The 13,766-nt window shown below is 62.3% G+C and carries 12 protein-coding genes; all 12 read left to right on the top strand.

The genetic code is table 11. The features are described 5' to 3' along the window. Window positions 1-427 precede the first annotated feature (427 nt). The 12 genes from VNV36_RS12640 (at window position 428) to VNV36_RS12585 (ending at window position 13,688) form a co-directional block, all read left to right on the top strand. Window positions 428-1,180, top strand: coding sequence for a GntR family transcriptional regulator (locus VNV36_RS12640; protein WP_325718047.1), 753 nt, complete (start codon window positions 428-430; stop codon window positions 1,178-1,180). After that, window positions 1,177-2,907, top strand: coding sequence for a fumarate reductase/succinate dehydrogenase flavoprotein subunit (locus VNV36_RS12635; protein WP_325718046.1), 1,731 nt, complete (start codon window positions 1,177-1,179; stop codon window positions 2,905-2,907). Before VNV36_RS12640 ends, VNV36_RS12635 begins: the two co-directional genes overlap by 4 nt. A gap of 26 nt (window positions 2,908-2,933) precedes the next feature. Further along, on the top strand, window positions 2,934-3,179 hold the full coding sequence (locus VNV36_RS12630; protein WP_007959413.1) for a 4Fe-4S dicluster domain-containing protein: 246 nt from the start codon (window positions 2,934-2,936) through the stop codon (window positions 3,177-3,179). 221 nt (window positions 3,180-3,400) lie between these two features. Further along, window positions 3,401-4,795, top strand: a complete 1,395-nt coding sequence (locus tag VNV36_RS12625) for an ABC transporter substrate-binding protein (RefSeq protein ID WP_325718045.1) — start codon at window positions 3,401-3,403, stop codon at window positions 4,793-4,795. Between the two features lie 130 nt (window positions 4,796-4,925). Beyond that, window positions 4,926-5,708 carry an ABC transporter permease gene (locus VNV36_RS12620; protein ID WP_325718044.1) on the top strand — a complete coding sequence of 261 codons (783 nt, stop codon included), beginning with the start codon at window positions 4,926-4,928 and terminating at the stop codon, window positions 5,706-5,708. Further along, on the top strand, window positions 5,708-6,556 hold the full coding sequence (locus VNV36_RS12615; protein ID WP_325718043.1) for an ABC transporter ATP-binding protein: 849 nt from the start codon (window positions 5,708-5,710) through the stop codon (window positions 6,554-6,556). The genes VNV36_RS12620 and VNV36_RS12615 overlap by 1 nt, the downstream gene beginning before the upstream one ends. Then, the gene (locus VNV36_RS12610; RefSeq protein WP_325718042.1) at window positions 6,553-7,515 is read left to right on the top strand and encodes a HEAT repeat domain-containing protein; all 963 of its coding nucleotides are present in this window, start codon (window positions 6,553-6,555) and stop codon (window positions 7,513-7,515) included. Before VNV36_RS12615 ends, VNV36_RS12610 begins: the two co-directional genes overlap by 4 nt. Further along, the gene (locus tag VNV36_RS12605) at window positions 7,512-7,817 is read left to right on the top strand and encodes a DUF971 domain-containing protein (RefSeq protein ID WP_325718041.1); all 306 of its coding nucleotides are present in this window, start codon (window positions 7,512-7,514) and stop codon (window positions 7,815-7,817) included. Before VNV36_RS12610 ends, VNV36_RS12605 begins: the two co-directional genes overlap by 4 nt. A 141-nt stretch (window positions 7,818-7,958) precedes the next feature. Then, on the top strand, window positions 7,959-8,576 hold the full coding sequence (gene lexA, locus VNV36_RS12600; protein WP_325718040.1) for a transcriptional repressor LexA: 618 nt from the start codon (window positions 7,959-7,961) through the stop codon (window positions 8,574-8,576). Then, the gene (imuA, locus tag VNV36_RS12595; RefSeq protein ID WP_325718039.1) at window positions 8,576-9,193 is read left to right on the top strand and encodes a translesion DNA synthesis-associated protein ImuA; all 618 of its coding nucleotides are present in this window, start codon (window positions 8,576-8,578) and stop codon (window positions 9,191-9,193) included. Before lexA ends, imuA begins: the two co-directional genes overlap by 1 nt. A 5-nt stretch (window positions 9,194-9,198) precedes the next feature. Next, window positions 9,199-10,614: a Y-family DNA polymerase gene (locus VNV36_RS12590; protein ID WP_325718038.1), complete on the top strand. Its 1,416-nt coding sequence runs from the start codon at window positions 9,199-9,201 to the stop codon at window positions 10,612-10,614. Next, window positions 10,590-13,688 (top strand): error-prone DNA polymerase, encoded by a 3,099-nt coding sequence (locus VNV36_RS12585; RefSeq protein ID WP_325718037.1) that lies wholly within the window; start codon window positions 10,590-10,592, stop codon window positions 13,686-13,688. The genes VNV36_RS12590 and VNV36_RS12585 overlap by 25 nt, the downstream gene beginning before the upstream one ends. Window positions 13,689-13,766: the final 78 nt, after the last annotated feature.

The raw sequence follows: 13,766 nt of genomic DNA, 5'->3' as shown, positions 1-13,766 counted from the left end.
TGATCTTCCCCTGTAAACCACAACCCTGTGGCGAGGGAGCTTGCTCCCGCTGGGGCGCGGAGCGGCCCCCGATACCGATAGCACGTTGTCTCAGGCAAACCGAGTCAGTCGCCTTTACGACTGCTGCGCAGCCGAGCGGGAGCAAGCTCCCTCGCCACAGGTGCCGGGGGCTCGGGAACTGTGTCCAGCTCAAAGGTTATGCGCATTCGCTGTTTCTCAATTCAAACGCCACTGTTCGCTGAAGTCAAAATATCGCAGCCTTCGGCAGCTCCTACAGGGGAATCGCAGTTCAACTGTAGGAGCTGCCGAAGGCTGCGATCTTTTGCTTTTCAAGGTGCATCTAAGGTTATGTCCAAACAATATTTCTCAACCTTGTCATAGCCACTCTAAGATCACGTCATAACTCGTTATAACAAGTGATCCCGTGATGACCGATAACGTTCTCTCTCTTGGCAGCGTTCCGCTGCACACCCAACTGCGCGATGTACTCCGTGCGCGGATTCTCGACGGTGAATACCCGCAAGACAGTCAGATGCCTTCCGAAAGCGAGCTCGGTGCGCTGTTCAAAGTCAGCCGCATCACCGTGCGCCAGGCACTGGGCGATCTGCAAAAGGAAGGGTTGATCTTCAAGATCCACGGCAAAGGCACTTTCGTCGCCAAACCGAAAACCTTCCAGAACGTCAGCAGCCTGCAAGGCCTTGCCGAGTCCATGACCGGACGCGGTTACGAAGTGATCAACCGCCTGCGCAGTTTCAGGTTCATCGCCGCCGATAAACGTGTCGCCGAACGTTTGCAAGTAGCCGAAGGCGAAGTCGTCGCGCAGATCAAACGCGTGCGCCTGATCAACCGCGAGCCGATCTCACTGGAAATCACCTACCTGCCCAAAGCCGTTGGCGAGCGGCTGGAGAAGGCTGATCTGGTCACCCGCGATATCTTCCTGATCCTCGAAAACGACTGCGGTATTGCCCTTGGCCATGCTGACCTTGCCATCGACGCGGTACTGGCCGACAGCGATCTGACTCAGGCACTGAACATCGAGGCCGGCTCGCCGATCATGCGTATCGAGCGCCTGACCCATGACGCTCAAGGCCAGCCGCTGGATTTCGAACACCTTTATTACCGTGGCGATGCGTTCCAGTACCGCCTGCGGATCGACCGGCAAAAAGGGGAGCAGGCATGACGCGCAGCACGCTTGAGCAGGAATACGACATCGTCGTGATCGGTGGCGGTACGGCCGGGCCGATGGCCGCGATCAAAGCCAAGGAAAAAAATCCCGATCTGCGCGTGCTGCTGGTCGACAAGGCCAACGTCAAACGCAGCGGCGCGATCAGCATGGGCATGGACGGCCTGAACAACGCGATCATCCCCGGCCATTCGACGCCGGAGCAGTACACCAAGGAAATCACCATCGCCAATGACGGTATCGTCAACCAGGCCGCCGTCTACGCCTATGCCACCCACAGTTTCGAAACCATCGAGCAGCTCGACCGTTGGGGGGTGAAGTTCGAGAAGGACGAAACCGGTGATTACGCGGTGAAAAAGGTTCATCACATGGGCGCTTACGTGCTGCCGATGCCGGAAGGGCACGACATCAAAAAAGTGCTGTATCGGCAATTGAAGCGTGCGCGGGTGAGCATCACCAATCGGCTGGTCTGCACGCGCTTGCTGACCGACGAGGAGGGCGCGGTCAACGGTGTGATGGGCTTCGACTGCCGCACCGCCGACTTTCACGTGATCAAGGCCAAAGCGGTGATCCTCGCCTGCGGTGCAGCGGGGCGCCTCGGCCTGCCGTCGTCGGGCTACCTGATGGGCACTTACGAAAACCCGACCAACGCCGGTGACGGCTACGCGATGGCCTATCACGCCGGCGCGGAACTGGCCAATCTCGAGTGCTTCCAGATCAACCCGTTGATCAAGGATTACAACGGCCCGGCCTGTGCCTACGTCACCGGCCCACTGGGCGGCTACACCGCCAACAACAAGGGCGAACGCTTCATCGAGTGCGACTACTGGAGCGGGCAGATGATGTGGGAGTTTCACCAGGAACTGGAGAGCGGCAACGGCCCGGTGTTCCTCAAACTCGACCACCTGGCTGAGGAAACCATCCAGAACATCGAGGAAATCCTGCACAGCAATGAGCGCCCGAGCCGTGGCCAGTTCCATGCCAATCGCGGCACCGACTACCGCACGCAGATGGTCGAGATGCACATCTCGGAAATCGGCTTTTGCAGCGGTCACTCGGCGTCCGGCGTGTGGGTCAACGAGCGCGCGGAGACTTCGGTCAAAGGTCTGTACTCGGCCGGTGACATGGCGGCGGTGCCGCACAACTACATGCTCGGCGCGTTTACCTACGGCTGGTTTGCCGGGCACAACGCCGCTGACTTTGTCGCCGGCCGTGAATTTTCCGCACTGGACGCTGACCAGATCGAAAAAGAAAAGGCCCGGGTCTACGCACCGCTCGATCGCGAACACGGCCTGCCGCCGGCACAGGTCGAGTACAAGCTGCGGCGCTTCGTCAATGACTACCTGCAACCGCCGAAAGTGACCAGGAAGATGCAGATCGGCCTGCAGCGTTTCAGCGACATCGAGCGCGACCTTGAGCAGATGAAGGCCAATAACGCTCACGAACTGATGCGCGCCATGGAAACCAGTGTGATCCGCGACTGCGCCGAAATGGCCGCCCGCGCTTCGCTGTTCCGCGCCGAAAGCCGCTGGGGCCTGTACCACTATCGCGTCGATCATCCGCAACGCAACGACGCTGAATGGTTCTGCCATTGCCATCTGAAGAAGGGCGAGGATGGCCGCATGACCAGCTTCAAGAAAGCCGTCGAGCCTTACATCATCCCGCTCGACGCCGAAGAAATGCTGGCCTACGACCGCTTGCGCGTTGGCGCTTTCGCCGCTTGAGACATCTTTTATAGAGAGCTCCAACCATGGCCTATCAAGCTCAGGAAATCTTCTTCCGCTCCAACGCCCCGGTCACCGTGGACGAGGACAAATGCATCGCCGAAAAGGGCTGCACCGTGTGCGTCGACGTCTGCCCGATGGACCTGCTGGCGATCAACCCGGCCACGCAAAAGGCCTACATGGCGTTCGATGAATGCTGGTACTGCATGCCGTGCGAGAAGGATTGCCCGACGGGGGCGGTGAAGGTCGAAATCCCTTATCTCTTGCGTTGAACACAACCCCTGTAGGAGCTGCCGAAGGCTGCGATCTGTTGATCTTGAAAAAACAAAATCAAAAGATCGCAGCCTTCGGCAGCTCCTACAGGGGGATCTGTGGCAAGCCATTAGCTACCCGGCAACACCCGGACGCTCGATTCACCGAAAACCCCTCGTTTCCCACCGCGCCCTGATCGCGGCGGAGACGAACTTCAAAAACGATTCGAGGGGGAACACTCATGTTGCGTGCAGCATTCGCCGGTCTGGTACTGGCTTCGTTGACTTTATCGGCTTCGGCCGAAACCATCCGCATCGCCATCGGCACCCAGGACACCACCATCAACTGCGCCGCTGGCGGGCTGTTGATCCGTGAGCTCGGCTTGCTCGACAAATACCTGCCGCACGACGGCGCCTACAAAGATGCGCAGTACGACGTGCAGTGGAAGAACTTTACCAGTGGCGCGCCGCTGACCAACGAGATGGTCGCCGGCAAACTCGACTTCGGCGCCATGGCCGATTTCCCCGGTGCGTTCAACGGCGTGGCGTTCGAAACCGCCGGCAAGCACAGCCTGTTCATCAGCGTGCTGTCGGGCAGCATCAAGGGCAGTGGCAATGGCATCGTCGTGCCGAGCGCTTCCACCGTGCAGAGTCTGAGCGAACTCAAGGGCAGGACCATTTCGGTGCCGTTCGCCTCCACCGCTCACGGCATGTTGCTGCGCGCGGTGGCAGAGCAGGGCTGGGATCCGCTCAAGGATGTCAACATCATCGCCCAACCGCCGGAAGTCGCCGGGTCTGCGTTGCAGGCCGGCAAGATCGATGCCCACGCCGATTTTGTGCCATTCGCCGAGCTGTTCCCGAGCCGTGGTTTCGCACGCAAGATCTACGACGGCGCACAGGCCAATGCGCCGACTTTCCACGGCGCGCTGGTGGATCAGGCCTATGCGAAAAAGTACCCGGAAATCGTCGTCGCCTATCTGCGCGCCAGCATCGAAGCCAATCAACTGCTCGCCGCGCAACCTGAGAAGTACAGCGAACTGATCGCCAAAGTCACCGGCGTCGATGCCGAGGTCAACTACCTGTTCCACGGCCCCCTTGGCGTACAGACCCGTGATCTGAGCTGGAAGCCGGAATATCGCCAGGCTGTCGGCACCGCCATCGCTACCTTGAAGTTGCTGAAGAAGGCTGACCGCGGGCTTGATCTGAATACCTTTATCGATGATCGATACATTCGCGCGGCATTCAAGGCGTCGAATCTGGACTACACCGCACAACTGGCCAACTACGCGCAAACGCCGGTGCCGGGCGTGGATGCCGCAACAGGCAAGGCCATTAGCGATTTCAGCCATGTCGCGGAAATCTGGGTGCGCGGTGAAGACAAGGTGCGCCGTTATGGCTCGGCGGAGTCGGCATTTGCTGCGCTGAAGCAGGAGGGCAGGAATATTCGTGCGGTGTATGCCCAGGCCAGTGATAGCGGGATCAAGTTGTTGGCCGAACAGGCGTGGTTCGCCAGCGATGCCAAGGGCCGCCTGAGCGCATTTCTGCTCAAGGGCCAGGCCCAGCAATACGCCACGGCGCAGGGTGGCAAGGTGTTCGATTTCAGCGATGCCACTGCGCAAGCCCTCGCAGTGCGCTAACCCCAAAACGCTGCATTCCCATGTAGGAGCTGCCGAAGGCTGCGATCTTTTGACTTTGTTTTTCAAGATCAAGATCAAAAGATCGCAGCCTTTGGCAGCTCCTACAAGGATCCCGGTGAGAGGAATTATTGTGTTCAGATCTTATTTGCGTTGGATTCCAAAAACGTCCTCACTGCTGCTCTGCCTGCTCTTCTGGCAACTCGCCGCCAGCCATCACTGGAACCTCGGCCTGGTGACCTTCGCCAACGTACCGACGCCACTGGCTGTCATCGAAGCAGCGCTGGGCCTGGGCGACTCCGGCAAACTCTGGCAGCACTTGAGCAGCAGTCTCGGCCGCGTCTTTGCCGGCTACCTCGCCGCACTGCTGATCGGCATCGCCCTGGGCGTGGCCATCGGTCGTTCGAAATGGGCCGAAGACCTTCTGCTGCCGCCACTGGAAGTCCTGCGGCCAATCCCCGCCGTCGCGTGGATTCCGCTGGCAATCCTGATGTTTCCGTCCTCGGAGTTGTCGATGGTCTTCATCACCTTCACCGGCGCGCTGTTCCCGATCCTGCTCAATACGGTGCACGGTGTCGAAGGCGTCGATCCCCGCCTGATCGCCTCAGCCAAAAGCCTCGGGGCAGGGCGCCGGGCGATTCTTGTGGAGGTGGTTCTGCCGGGCGCGGCGCCGAGCATCATCACTGGCCTTGCGATCGGCATGGGCACTTCGTGGTTCTGCCTGGTGACAGCGGAAATGATCTCCGGGCAGTTCGGCATCGGTTATTACACCTGGGAGTCCTACACCATCCAGAACTACGCCGACATCGTCGTCGGCATGCTCCTGATTGGTGTGTTGGGCATGGGCAGCAGTTGGCTGATCAAACGCCTGGGCGGGGTCTTCACGCCTTGGCATCGACCGCGAGGCAAAGCCTGATGAGCGTGATGCAAACTGCGCAAGGGCGGATCGATATCCGTCAGTTGTCCATCGTTCTCGGCCAGGGGCGCGAGGCTTTCGAAGCGGTGCAAGGGCTCGACTGCCAAATCGAACCCGGCCAGTTCGTGTGTATTCTCGGCCCGTCCGGTTGCGGCAAATCGACGTTGCTCGGTGCCCTGGCCGGGCACTTGAGTGCAAACACCGGCAGCCTGAAAGTCGATGGTGCTGCTGTGGCCGAACCGTCACCGCAGCGCGGCATGGTGTTCCAGCATCACACGCTGTTCCCGTGGCGCACGGTGCGCGACAACGTCGCCTTCGGCCTGAAAATGCGCGGTATCGGCAAGGCCGAGCGGCGTCGCGCTGCTGATGACATTCTCAAACTGGTCGGCCTTGAAGGCTTCGCCGAGCGCTGGCCGGATCAACTTTCCGGCGGTATGCAACAACGGGTCGAGATCGCCCGGGTGCTGATCAATCGTCCGCGTCTGCTGCTGATGGACGAGCCGTTCGGCGCGCTGGATGCGTTGACCCGTCTGAACATGCAGGAACTGCTGCTGGACATCTGGACGCGCATCCGCACCACCGTGGTGTTTGTCACGCATGACATCGACGAGGCGCTGTTTCTCGCCGATCGCTTGCTGGTGATGAGCGCACGGCCGGGACGGATCATCGAAGACCTGCGTCTGGATTTCCCGCGTCCGCGCACCAGTGAACTGGTGACCAGCCTAGAGTTCGCCCGCCTCAAACGCCACTGTCTCGACCTGCTGCGCAACGACAACGACCGCCCGCTGCCGCGCCTCAATCCGCTCGGTCTGCCTCCTGAAAACCCTTTGCCGCGATTTGCCCTATGACCGAAATTTTTGCTTTGACCGACAACGCTGACATTCTCGCCCTGCAACCGCGCCTGACCGCCGACGATGCCGGCGTGCGGCGCATTGCGCTGATTGATCTGGCCGATCTGGAAGAGCCCGATGGCTTGCTCTGGCTGGTCGATCGCCTGCGCCAGGATTCCGCCGAGGAAGTCCGTGCTGAAGCTGCGCGTCTGCTGGAAGCCTGGGAAGAGGAAGCGGTCGTGCAAGCCTTGTGCGAAGCGCTGACCGATCCGTCGCCCGCCGTGCAATCAGCGGCGGCGCAGAGTCTGAGCCAGCTCAAGACTGAAGCGGCAGGGCGGCTGATTTTGCCGTGGACCGCGCATGCCGATGTCAGCGTGCGCATCGCGGCATTTCGCGCGTTGCGTGAATTGCGTTTCGCCGAGGCCGCGCCGGCGGCCATCGCCGCGCTGAACGACGCCGATGCCAATGTGCGGCGTGAAGCGGTGGGCGTGCTCGGCTGGCTCAAGCAACTCGACGCGCTGCCAGCCTTGGCGCGACTGGCCAGTGACGACCCGGACACCGAAGTGCGCCGCGCCGCCACCGGTGCGCTCGGTCTGGCCAGCAGTGCCGAAGTGCTGCCCGCGCTGCGCCAGGCCTTGCAGGACACAGCGTGGCAAGTGCGCGAAGAAGCCGCGACCACGCTGGGCAAGGTCGGCCACACCGATGCCGGCCCGGCCCTGGTCGAAGCGTTGAGCGACGATTACTGGCAAGTGCGCCTGCGTGCCACCCGCAGTCTCGGTCGCTTGCGCTTCGCTCCGGCGCTGGACGCGCTGATCGACACCCTCGGCCACCGCATCAGCAACCTGCGCAAGGAAGCCGCACTGGCCCTCGGTGAATTGAATGACCGCGGTGCCGTGGCTGCGTTGCAGGCGGCGCAGGACGACGGCGATCCGGAAGTGCGCAAAGCCGTGCGCATTGCCTTGAGTCAGTTGCAATGAATCCCTTGTCGGTAGGCAATTCGCAAAGCGAGCGCACGTTACGGCTGAGCTGGCCGGATGGCAGTGAATCGCTGCTCAAGCATGCCGTTCTGCGCCGGCAATGCCCGTGCTCGCAATGCCGCGCATTTCGCCTGCGCGGCGTCACGCCGCTGGTGGATGATCGTGTTCGGCTGATCGAACTCAACCCGCAGGGGTATGGCGTGCAACTGGTGTTCAGCGATGGCCACCAACGCGGGATTTACCCGTGGGCGTATCTGGCGCAACTTGATTCTTCGCCTCTGCGCATTCTTACAGAGACCTGAGGATTCTGTAGGAGCTGACGAGTGAAACGAGGCTGCGATCTTTTGACTTTGACTTTTAAAAGCAAGATCAAAAGATCGCAGCCTTCGGCAGCTCCTACGCCGACTGGCGGTTCTTGTCAGCAAATTCCTACAGGAGTACAAATGTACTCCATGACCAATATGACTCCCCGCCGTACCGCCATCCTGACCTTTATCCGCGAACGCATCGCCGAACACGGTCAGCCCCCAAGCCTCGCTGAAATCAGCGAGGCTTTTGGTTTTGCCTCGCGCAGCGTGGCGCGCAAGCATGTGCTGGCGCTCACCGAAGCCGGTTTCATCGAGGTCAATGCGCATCAGGCCCGGGGCATTCGCCTGCTCGGGCAACAGTCGCGCCCGGAACTGCTGGAAATCCCTGTGCTCGGTCGTGTGGCCGCCGGTACGCCGATCGGTGCCGATGCCGATATTCATAACCGCTTGATGCTCGACCCGGCGCTGTTCTCGCGCACTCCGGATTACATGTTGCGGGTGCAGGGCGACTCGATGATCGAGGACGGCATCCTCGACGGCGATCTGGTCGGTGTGCGGCGCAATCCCGAGGCGCTCAATGGGCAGATCGTCGTCGCGCGTCTGGACGGTGAGGTCACCATCAAACGCTTCGAACGGGTTGGTGATCAAGTGCGCCTGTTGCCGCGCAACCCGGCTTATCGGGCGATTGTCGTGCGTGATGACCAGGATCTGGCCATCGAAGGCGTGTTCTGTGGTCTGGTGAGGCAAGGCTGATGGGCGCCGTCGTTGCACTGGATACGCTGTTCAATGGCGGCCAGGTCTGGCGCGGCCGGCCTGCGCCACCGGCGGCCAGCCCGCAGCCGACCGGGCATGCGGCGCTGGACGCGGCCCTGCCCAGCGGCGGCTGGCCGGAAGCGGCACTGAGCGAAATCCTCCTTGCCGGCCCCGGGGTCGGTGAGCTGCAACTGGTCTGGCCGACGCTGGCGCGGCTGTCGGCGGCGGGCGAACGCATCGTGCTGGTGGCTCCGCCGTTCGTGCCGTATCCGCAAGCCTGGGCCAGTGCCGGGGTCGACTTGCGCCAGTTGTCGGTGATTCAGGCCAGCGAGCGCGACGCCTTGTGGGCAGCAGAGCAGTGTCTGCGTTCGGGCAGTTGCGGCGCGGTGCTGTGCTGGCCCAACAAGGCCGATGACCGTGCGTTGCGACGTTTGCAGGTGGCGGCGGAAACCGGCCAGACCCTGGCGTTTGCCTGGCGACCGTTGAGCGAAGCAATCAACCCGTCACCAGCAGCGTTACGGATCGCCATCGATGCCAGACCGGCACAGCTGCGCGTGCTCAAATGCCGTGGCGGGTTGGCCCGTGCGGCGCCGATTGCCTTTACCGTGGGGCACTGATCGTCATGCGCTGGGTATGTATTCTGTTTCCGCAATTGGCCCTCGACGCCGTACAGCGTCAGCGGCCGGACCCTGACGAGCCACTGGTGCTGCTCAATGGCCCGGCCCAGCGCCGGGTGCTGCAAGCGGTGAATCCGGCGGCGCGCAAACTTGGCCTGCGGCCGGGGATGTCAATGACCGCCGCCCAGGCCATGAGCAAAGGCTTTGCCACGGCAGATTACGAGGTGGCGGAGGTCGAACACTGGCAGCAGTTTCTCGCCGCGTGGGCCTATCGGTTCAGCGCCCAGGTCAGCGTGCATTACCCGCGCACCGTGGTATTCGAGATTGAATCGAGCCTCGGTCTGTTCGGCACCTGGCCACAATTCGAAGCACGCCTGCGCCAGGAACTGACTGAGCTGGGCTTTCGTCATCGCATCGTTGCCGCGCCGAATCCGGTGGCGGCGCGGGTGCTGGCCAATGCCTACGATGGCCTGGTGGTACCGGACGGCCAAGCCTTGCAGCATCACCTCGGGCAATTGCCGGTCGACCGTGTCGGGCTCGAGCCGAATGTGGCCACGGCGTTGTCACGTATGGGCCTGCGCAATCTCGCTCAAGTACAAAGCCTGCCACGTCAGGCCCTGGCCCGGCGCTTCGAGGCGCAGATGCTCAAGCACCTCGACACACTGTTCGGCGCACGACCGCTGGCGCTGGCGTTCTACCTGCCGCCGGATCGTTTCGATAGCCGCATCGAACTCAATTTCGACGTGCAATCTCACCAAGCCTTGCTGTTCCCGTTACGGCGTCTGACCGGCGATCTGTCGGCGTTCCTCTGCGGGCGCGACAGCGGTGTACAGCGTTTCGACCTGCATCTGGAACACGCCGGGCTGGCGGACACGGTAATAAAGGTCGGCCTGCTCAGTGCCGAACGTGACGCGGCGATGCTGTTCGAACTGGCACGCGGGCGGCTGGAGCAAGTGCAGGTCGAGGCGCCAGTGCGCGGCTTTCGTTTGCGCGCCGAAGACCTGCCGAGTTTCGTCCCGCAGTATCAGGAGCTGTTCGACGACCGCCCGCAGCAGACCTTGCCCTGGGAGCAACTGCGCGAACGCCTGCGCGCACGGCTGGGCGATGATGCGGTGCATGGGCTGCGCTTTCAGGCCGACCACCGCCCCGAGTGTGCGTGGCAGAACACTGTCGACAAACAGCCCTGCACCGGTTTGCCCGGCGTGCAGCGTCCCGGCTGGCTGCTCAGCGAACCGCAGAGCGTAGCGGAAGGTTCGGCGCGGATTCTCATGGGGCCAGAGCGTATTGAGTCCGGTTGGTGGGACGGTGGCGACGTGCGGCGCGATTATTACCTGATCCAGAACCGCGCCGGTCAGCAGGGCTGGGCCTGGCGCGCCGTGGGCGAGGGCGGTCCGCTGTGGTTGCAGGGTTGGTTCGCGTGAGCGCCGATTACGCCGAACTGCATTGCCTGTCGAACTTCAGTTTCCAGCGCGGTGCTTCCAGTGCGCTGGAGCTGTTTCAGCGGGCAAAACAACACGGTTATCAGGCGCTGGCGATCACCGACGAATGCACCCTGGCCGGGATCGTCCGCGCGTGGCAAGCGGCGAAGTCCGTCGACTTGCCGCTGATCATCGGCAGCGAAATTCGCATCGACAATGGCCCGAAACTGGTGCTGCTGGTGGAAAACCTTGCCGGTTATCAGGCGCTGTGCGGCTTGATCACCCGTGCCCGGCGGCGCACGCAGAAAGGCCAGTATCAGGTGCTGCGCGAAGACTTCGACCAAGCGCTGCCGGGTTTGCTGGTGTTGTGGGTGCCGGACTCACTGGATGACCGGCAAGAGGGACGCTGGCTGAAACAGGCCTTCGGCGAACGCCTGTGGCTGGCGGTGCAACTGCATCGCGGACAGAACGATCAGCAGCGGCTCGCAGCATTGTTGAATCTGGCGGCTGAGCTGCACATTCCAGCAGTGGCCAGCGGCGATGTGCACATGCACGCCCGGGGTCGCCGCGCCTTGCAGGACACCATGACCGCGATCCGGCATCACGTGCCGGTGGCCGAAGCGGGTTTGCGTCTGCACCCCAATGGCGAGCGGCATTTGCGCTGCCTCCATGGGCTGCACGAGTTATATCCGCCGGCCTTGCTTGAAGAGTCGGTAAATCTGGCCCGCCGCTGCACCTTCGAACTTGGCGAGTTGAAATATCACTACCCGAAAGAGCTGGTGCCCGTGGGCCACAGCGCCAGTTCATGGCTGCGGCATCTGACCAGACAAGGTATCGCCTGGCGCTGGGAAAAAGGCGCACCCTTCAAGGTGCTGAGGCAGATCAACAAAGAATTGAAGCTGATCGCCGAGCTCGGCTACGAAAGCTACTTCCTCACCGTGCACGACGTTGTGCGCTTTGCCCGCGAGCAGAAAATCCTTTGCCAGGGGCGCGGTTCGGCGGCCAACTCGGCGGTGTGCTTTGCCTTGGGCATCACCGAGATCGATCCGGATCGCACTACGCTGCTGTTCGAACGCTTCATGTCGAAAGAACGCAATGAGCCGCCGGACATCGATGTCGATTTCGAGCACGAGCGCCGTGAAGAAGTCCTGCAATACGTGTTCAACCGTTATGGTCGCCAGCGCGCGGCGCTGACAGCGGTGGTCAGCACCTATCACGCCACCGGCGCCGTGCGCGATGTGGCCAAGGCCTTGGGCCTGCCGCCGGATCAGATCAACGCATTGGCCGAATGCTGCGGCCGCTGGAGCGACGAAACACCCCCGCTGGAACGTCTGCGCGAAGGCGGCTTCGATCCGGACAGCCCGGTGCTGCGCCGGGTATTGAGCCTGACCGGGCAACTGATCGGCTTCCCCCGGCACCTGTCGCAGCACCCCGGCGGTTTCGTGATTTCCGAACAACCGCTGGACACCCTGGTGCCGGTCGAAAACGCGGCGATGGCCGACCGCACCATCATTCAGTGGGACAAGGACGACCTCGATGCGGTCGGCCTGCTCAAGGTGGATATCCTGGCCTTGGGCATGCTCAGTGCGATTCGCCGCTGCTTCGATCTGCTGCGCCGTCATCGCGATCTGGATCTGACTCTCGCGACGATTCCGCCCGAAGACAAACCGACCTACGACATGATCAGCCGCGCCGATACCGTCGGCGTGTTCCAGATCGAATCGCGCGCGCAGATGTCGATGCTGCCACGCCTGAAACCAAAGACCTTCTACGATCTGGTGATCGAAGTGGCGATCGTCCGCCCGGGGCCGATTCAGGGCGGCATGGTTCATCCGTACCTGCGTCGGCGCAACAAGGAGGAGGCGGAAAGCTATCCGTCGCCTGCGCTCAAAGTCGTGCTGGAAAGAACCCTGGGCGTGCCGCTGTTCCAGGAACAGGTCATGCAGATCGCCATCGTCGCCGCGGACTACAGCCCCGGCGAGGCCGACCAGTTGCGCCGTTCGATGGCCGCGTGGAAACGCCATGGCGGACTGGAACCGCACAAGGAACGTCTCGCCGCCGGCATGCAGAAGAACGGCTACACGCCGGAATTCGCCGCGCAGATTTTCGAGCAGATCAAGGGTTTCGGCAGTTACGGCTTTCCCGAATCCCACGCTGCCAGTTTCGCTTTGCTGACCTATGCCAGTTGCTGGCTCAAGTGTCATGAACCGGCGGCGTTCGCTTGTGCACTGATCAACAGCTGGCCGATGGGCTTCTATAGCCCCGACCAGATTCTTCAGGATGCACGCCGGCATCATTTGCAGATCCGCCCGGTGGACGTACGGGCCAGCGACTGGGATTGCAGCCTCGAACCGCTGAGTGCCGGGCAACCGGCGATCCGCATGGGCCTGCGCATGATCAAAGGCTTTCGCGAAGAGGACGCCCGACGCATCGAAGCGGCGCGCCGCCACGGGGCGTTTGCCGATGTTGCCGACCTGGGCGAGCGGGCGTCCCTCGACAGCCGTGCGCAGGCGTTATTGGCAGACTCCGGCGCCTTGCGCGGTCTTGCCGGGCATCGCCATCGCGCGCGCTGGGAAGTGGCGGGGGTGCAGCAACAACTTGGCCTGTTCGCCGGGCTGCCCGGCACAGAAGAAGCGCAAATCGTCCTGCCCAAACCCAGCGTTGGCGAAGACCTGCACGCCGATTACGCCACGGTGGGCACCACGCTGGGGCCGCATCCGCTGGCGTTGCTGCGTGGCGAATTGCAGGCCCGACGTTGCCGCAGCTCGCGGGAATTAATGGACATTGAACATGGCCGGCCAGTAAGCGTGGCCGGGCTGGTCACCGGACGGCAGCGCCCCGGCACGGCCAGCGGCGTGACGTTCGTGACCCTGGAAGACGAGTTCGGCAACGTCAACGTGGTGGTCTGGCGTGACCTGGCCGAGCGCCAACGGCAAGTGCTGGTCGGCTCGCAATTGCTCAAGGTCGATGGCCGCTGGGAACGCGAAGGCGACGTCCGCCACCTGATCGCCGGACGCATGAGCGACCTGACCCCGCTGCTCAACGGCATTCATGTGCAGAGCCGCGATTTCCACTGATTCCTGTCCCCCAAGCCAAACACCCAACCCTGTAGGAGCGAGCCTGCTCGCGAAAGCGATTGATCAGTCAGAGATGAT

It is taken from the genome of Pseudomonas sp. (genome assembly GCF_035554175.1).
In the GTDB taxonomy this organism is placed as follows: domain Bacteria; phylum Pseudomonadota; class Gammaproteobacteria; order Pseudomonadales; family Pseudomonadaceae; genus Aquipseudomonas.
Note: the sequence above shows the minus strand (reverse complement) of the source record. Positions and strands in the feature narration are given on the sequence as shown.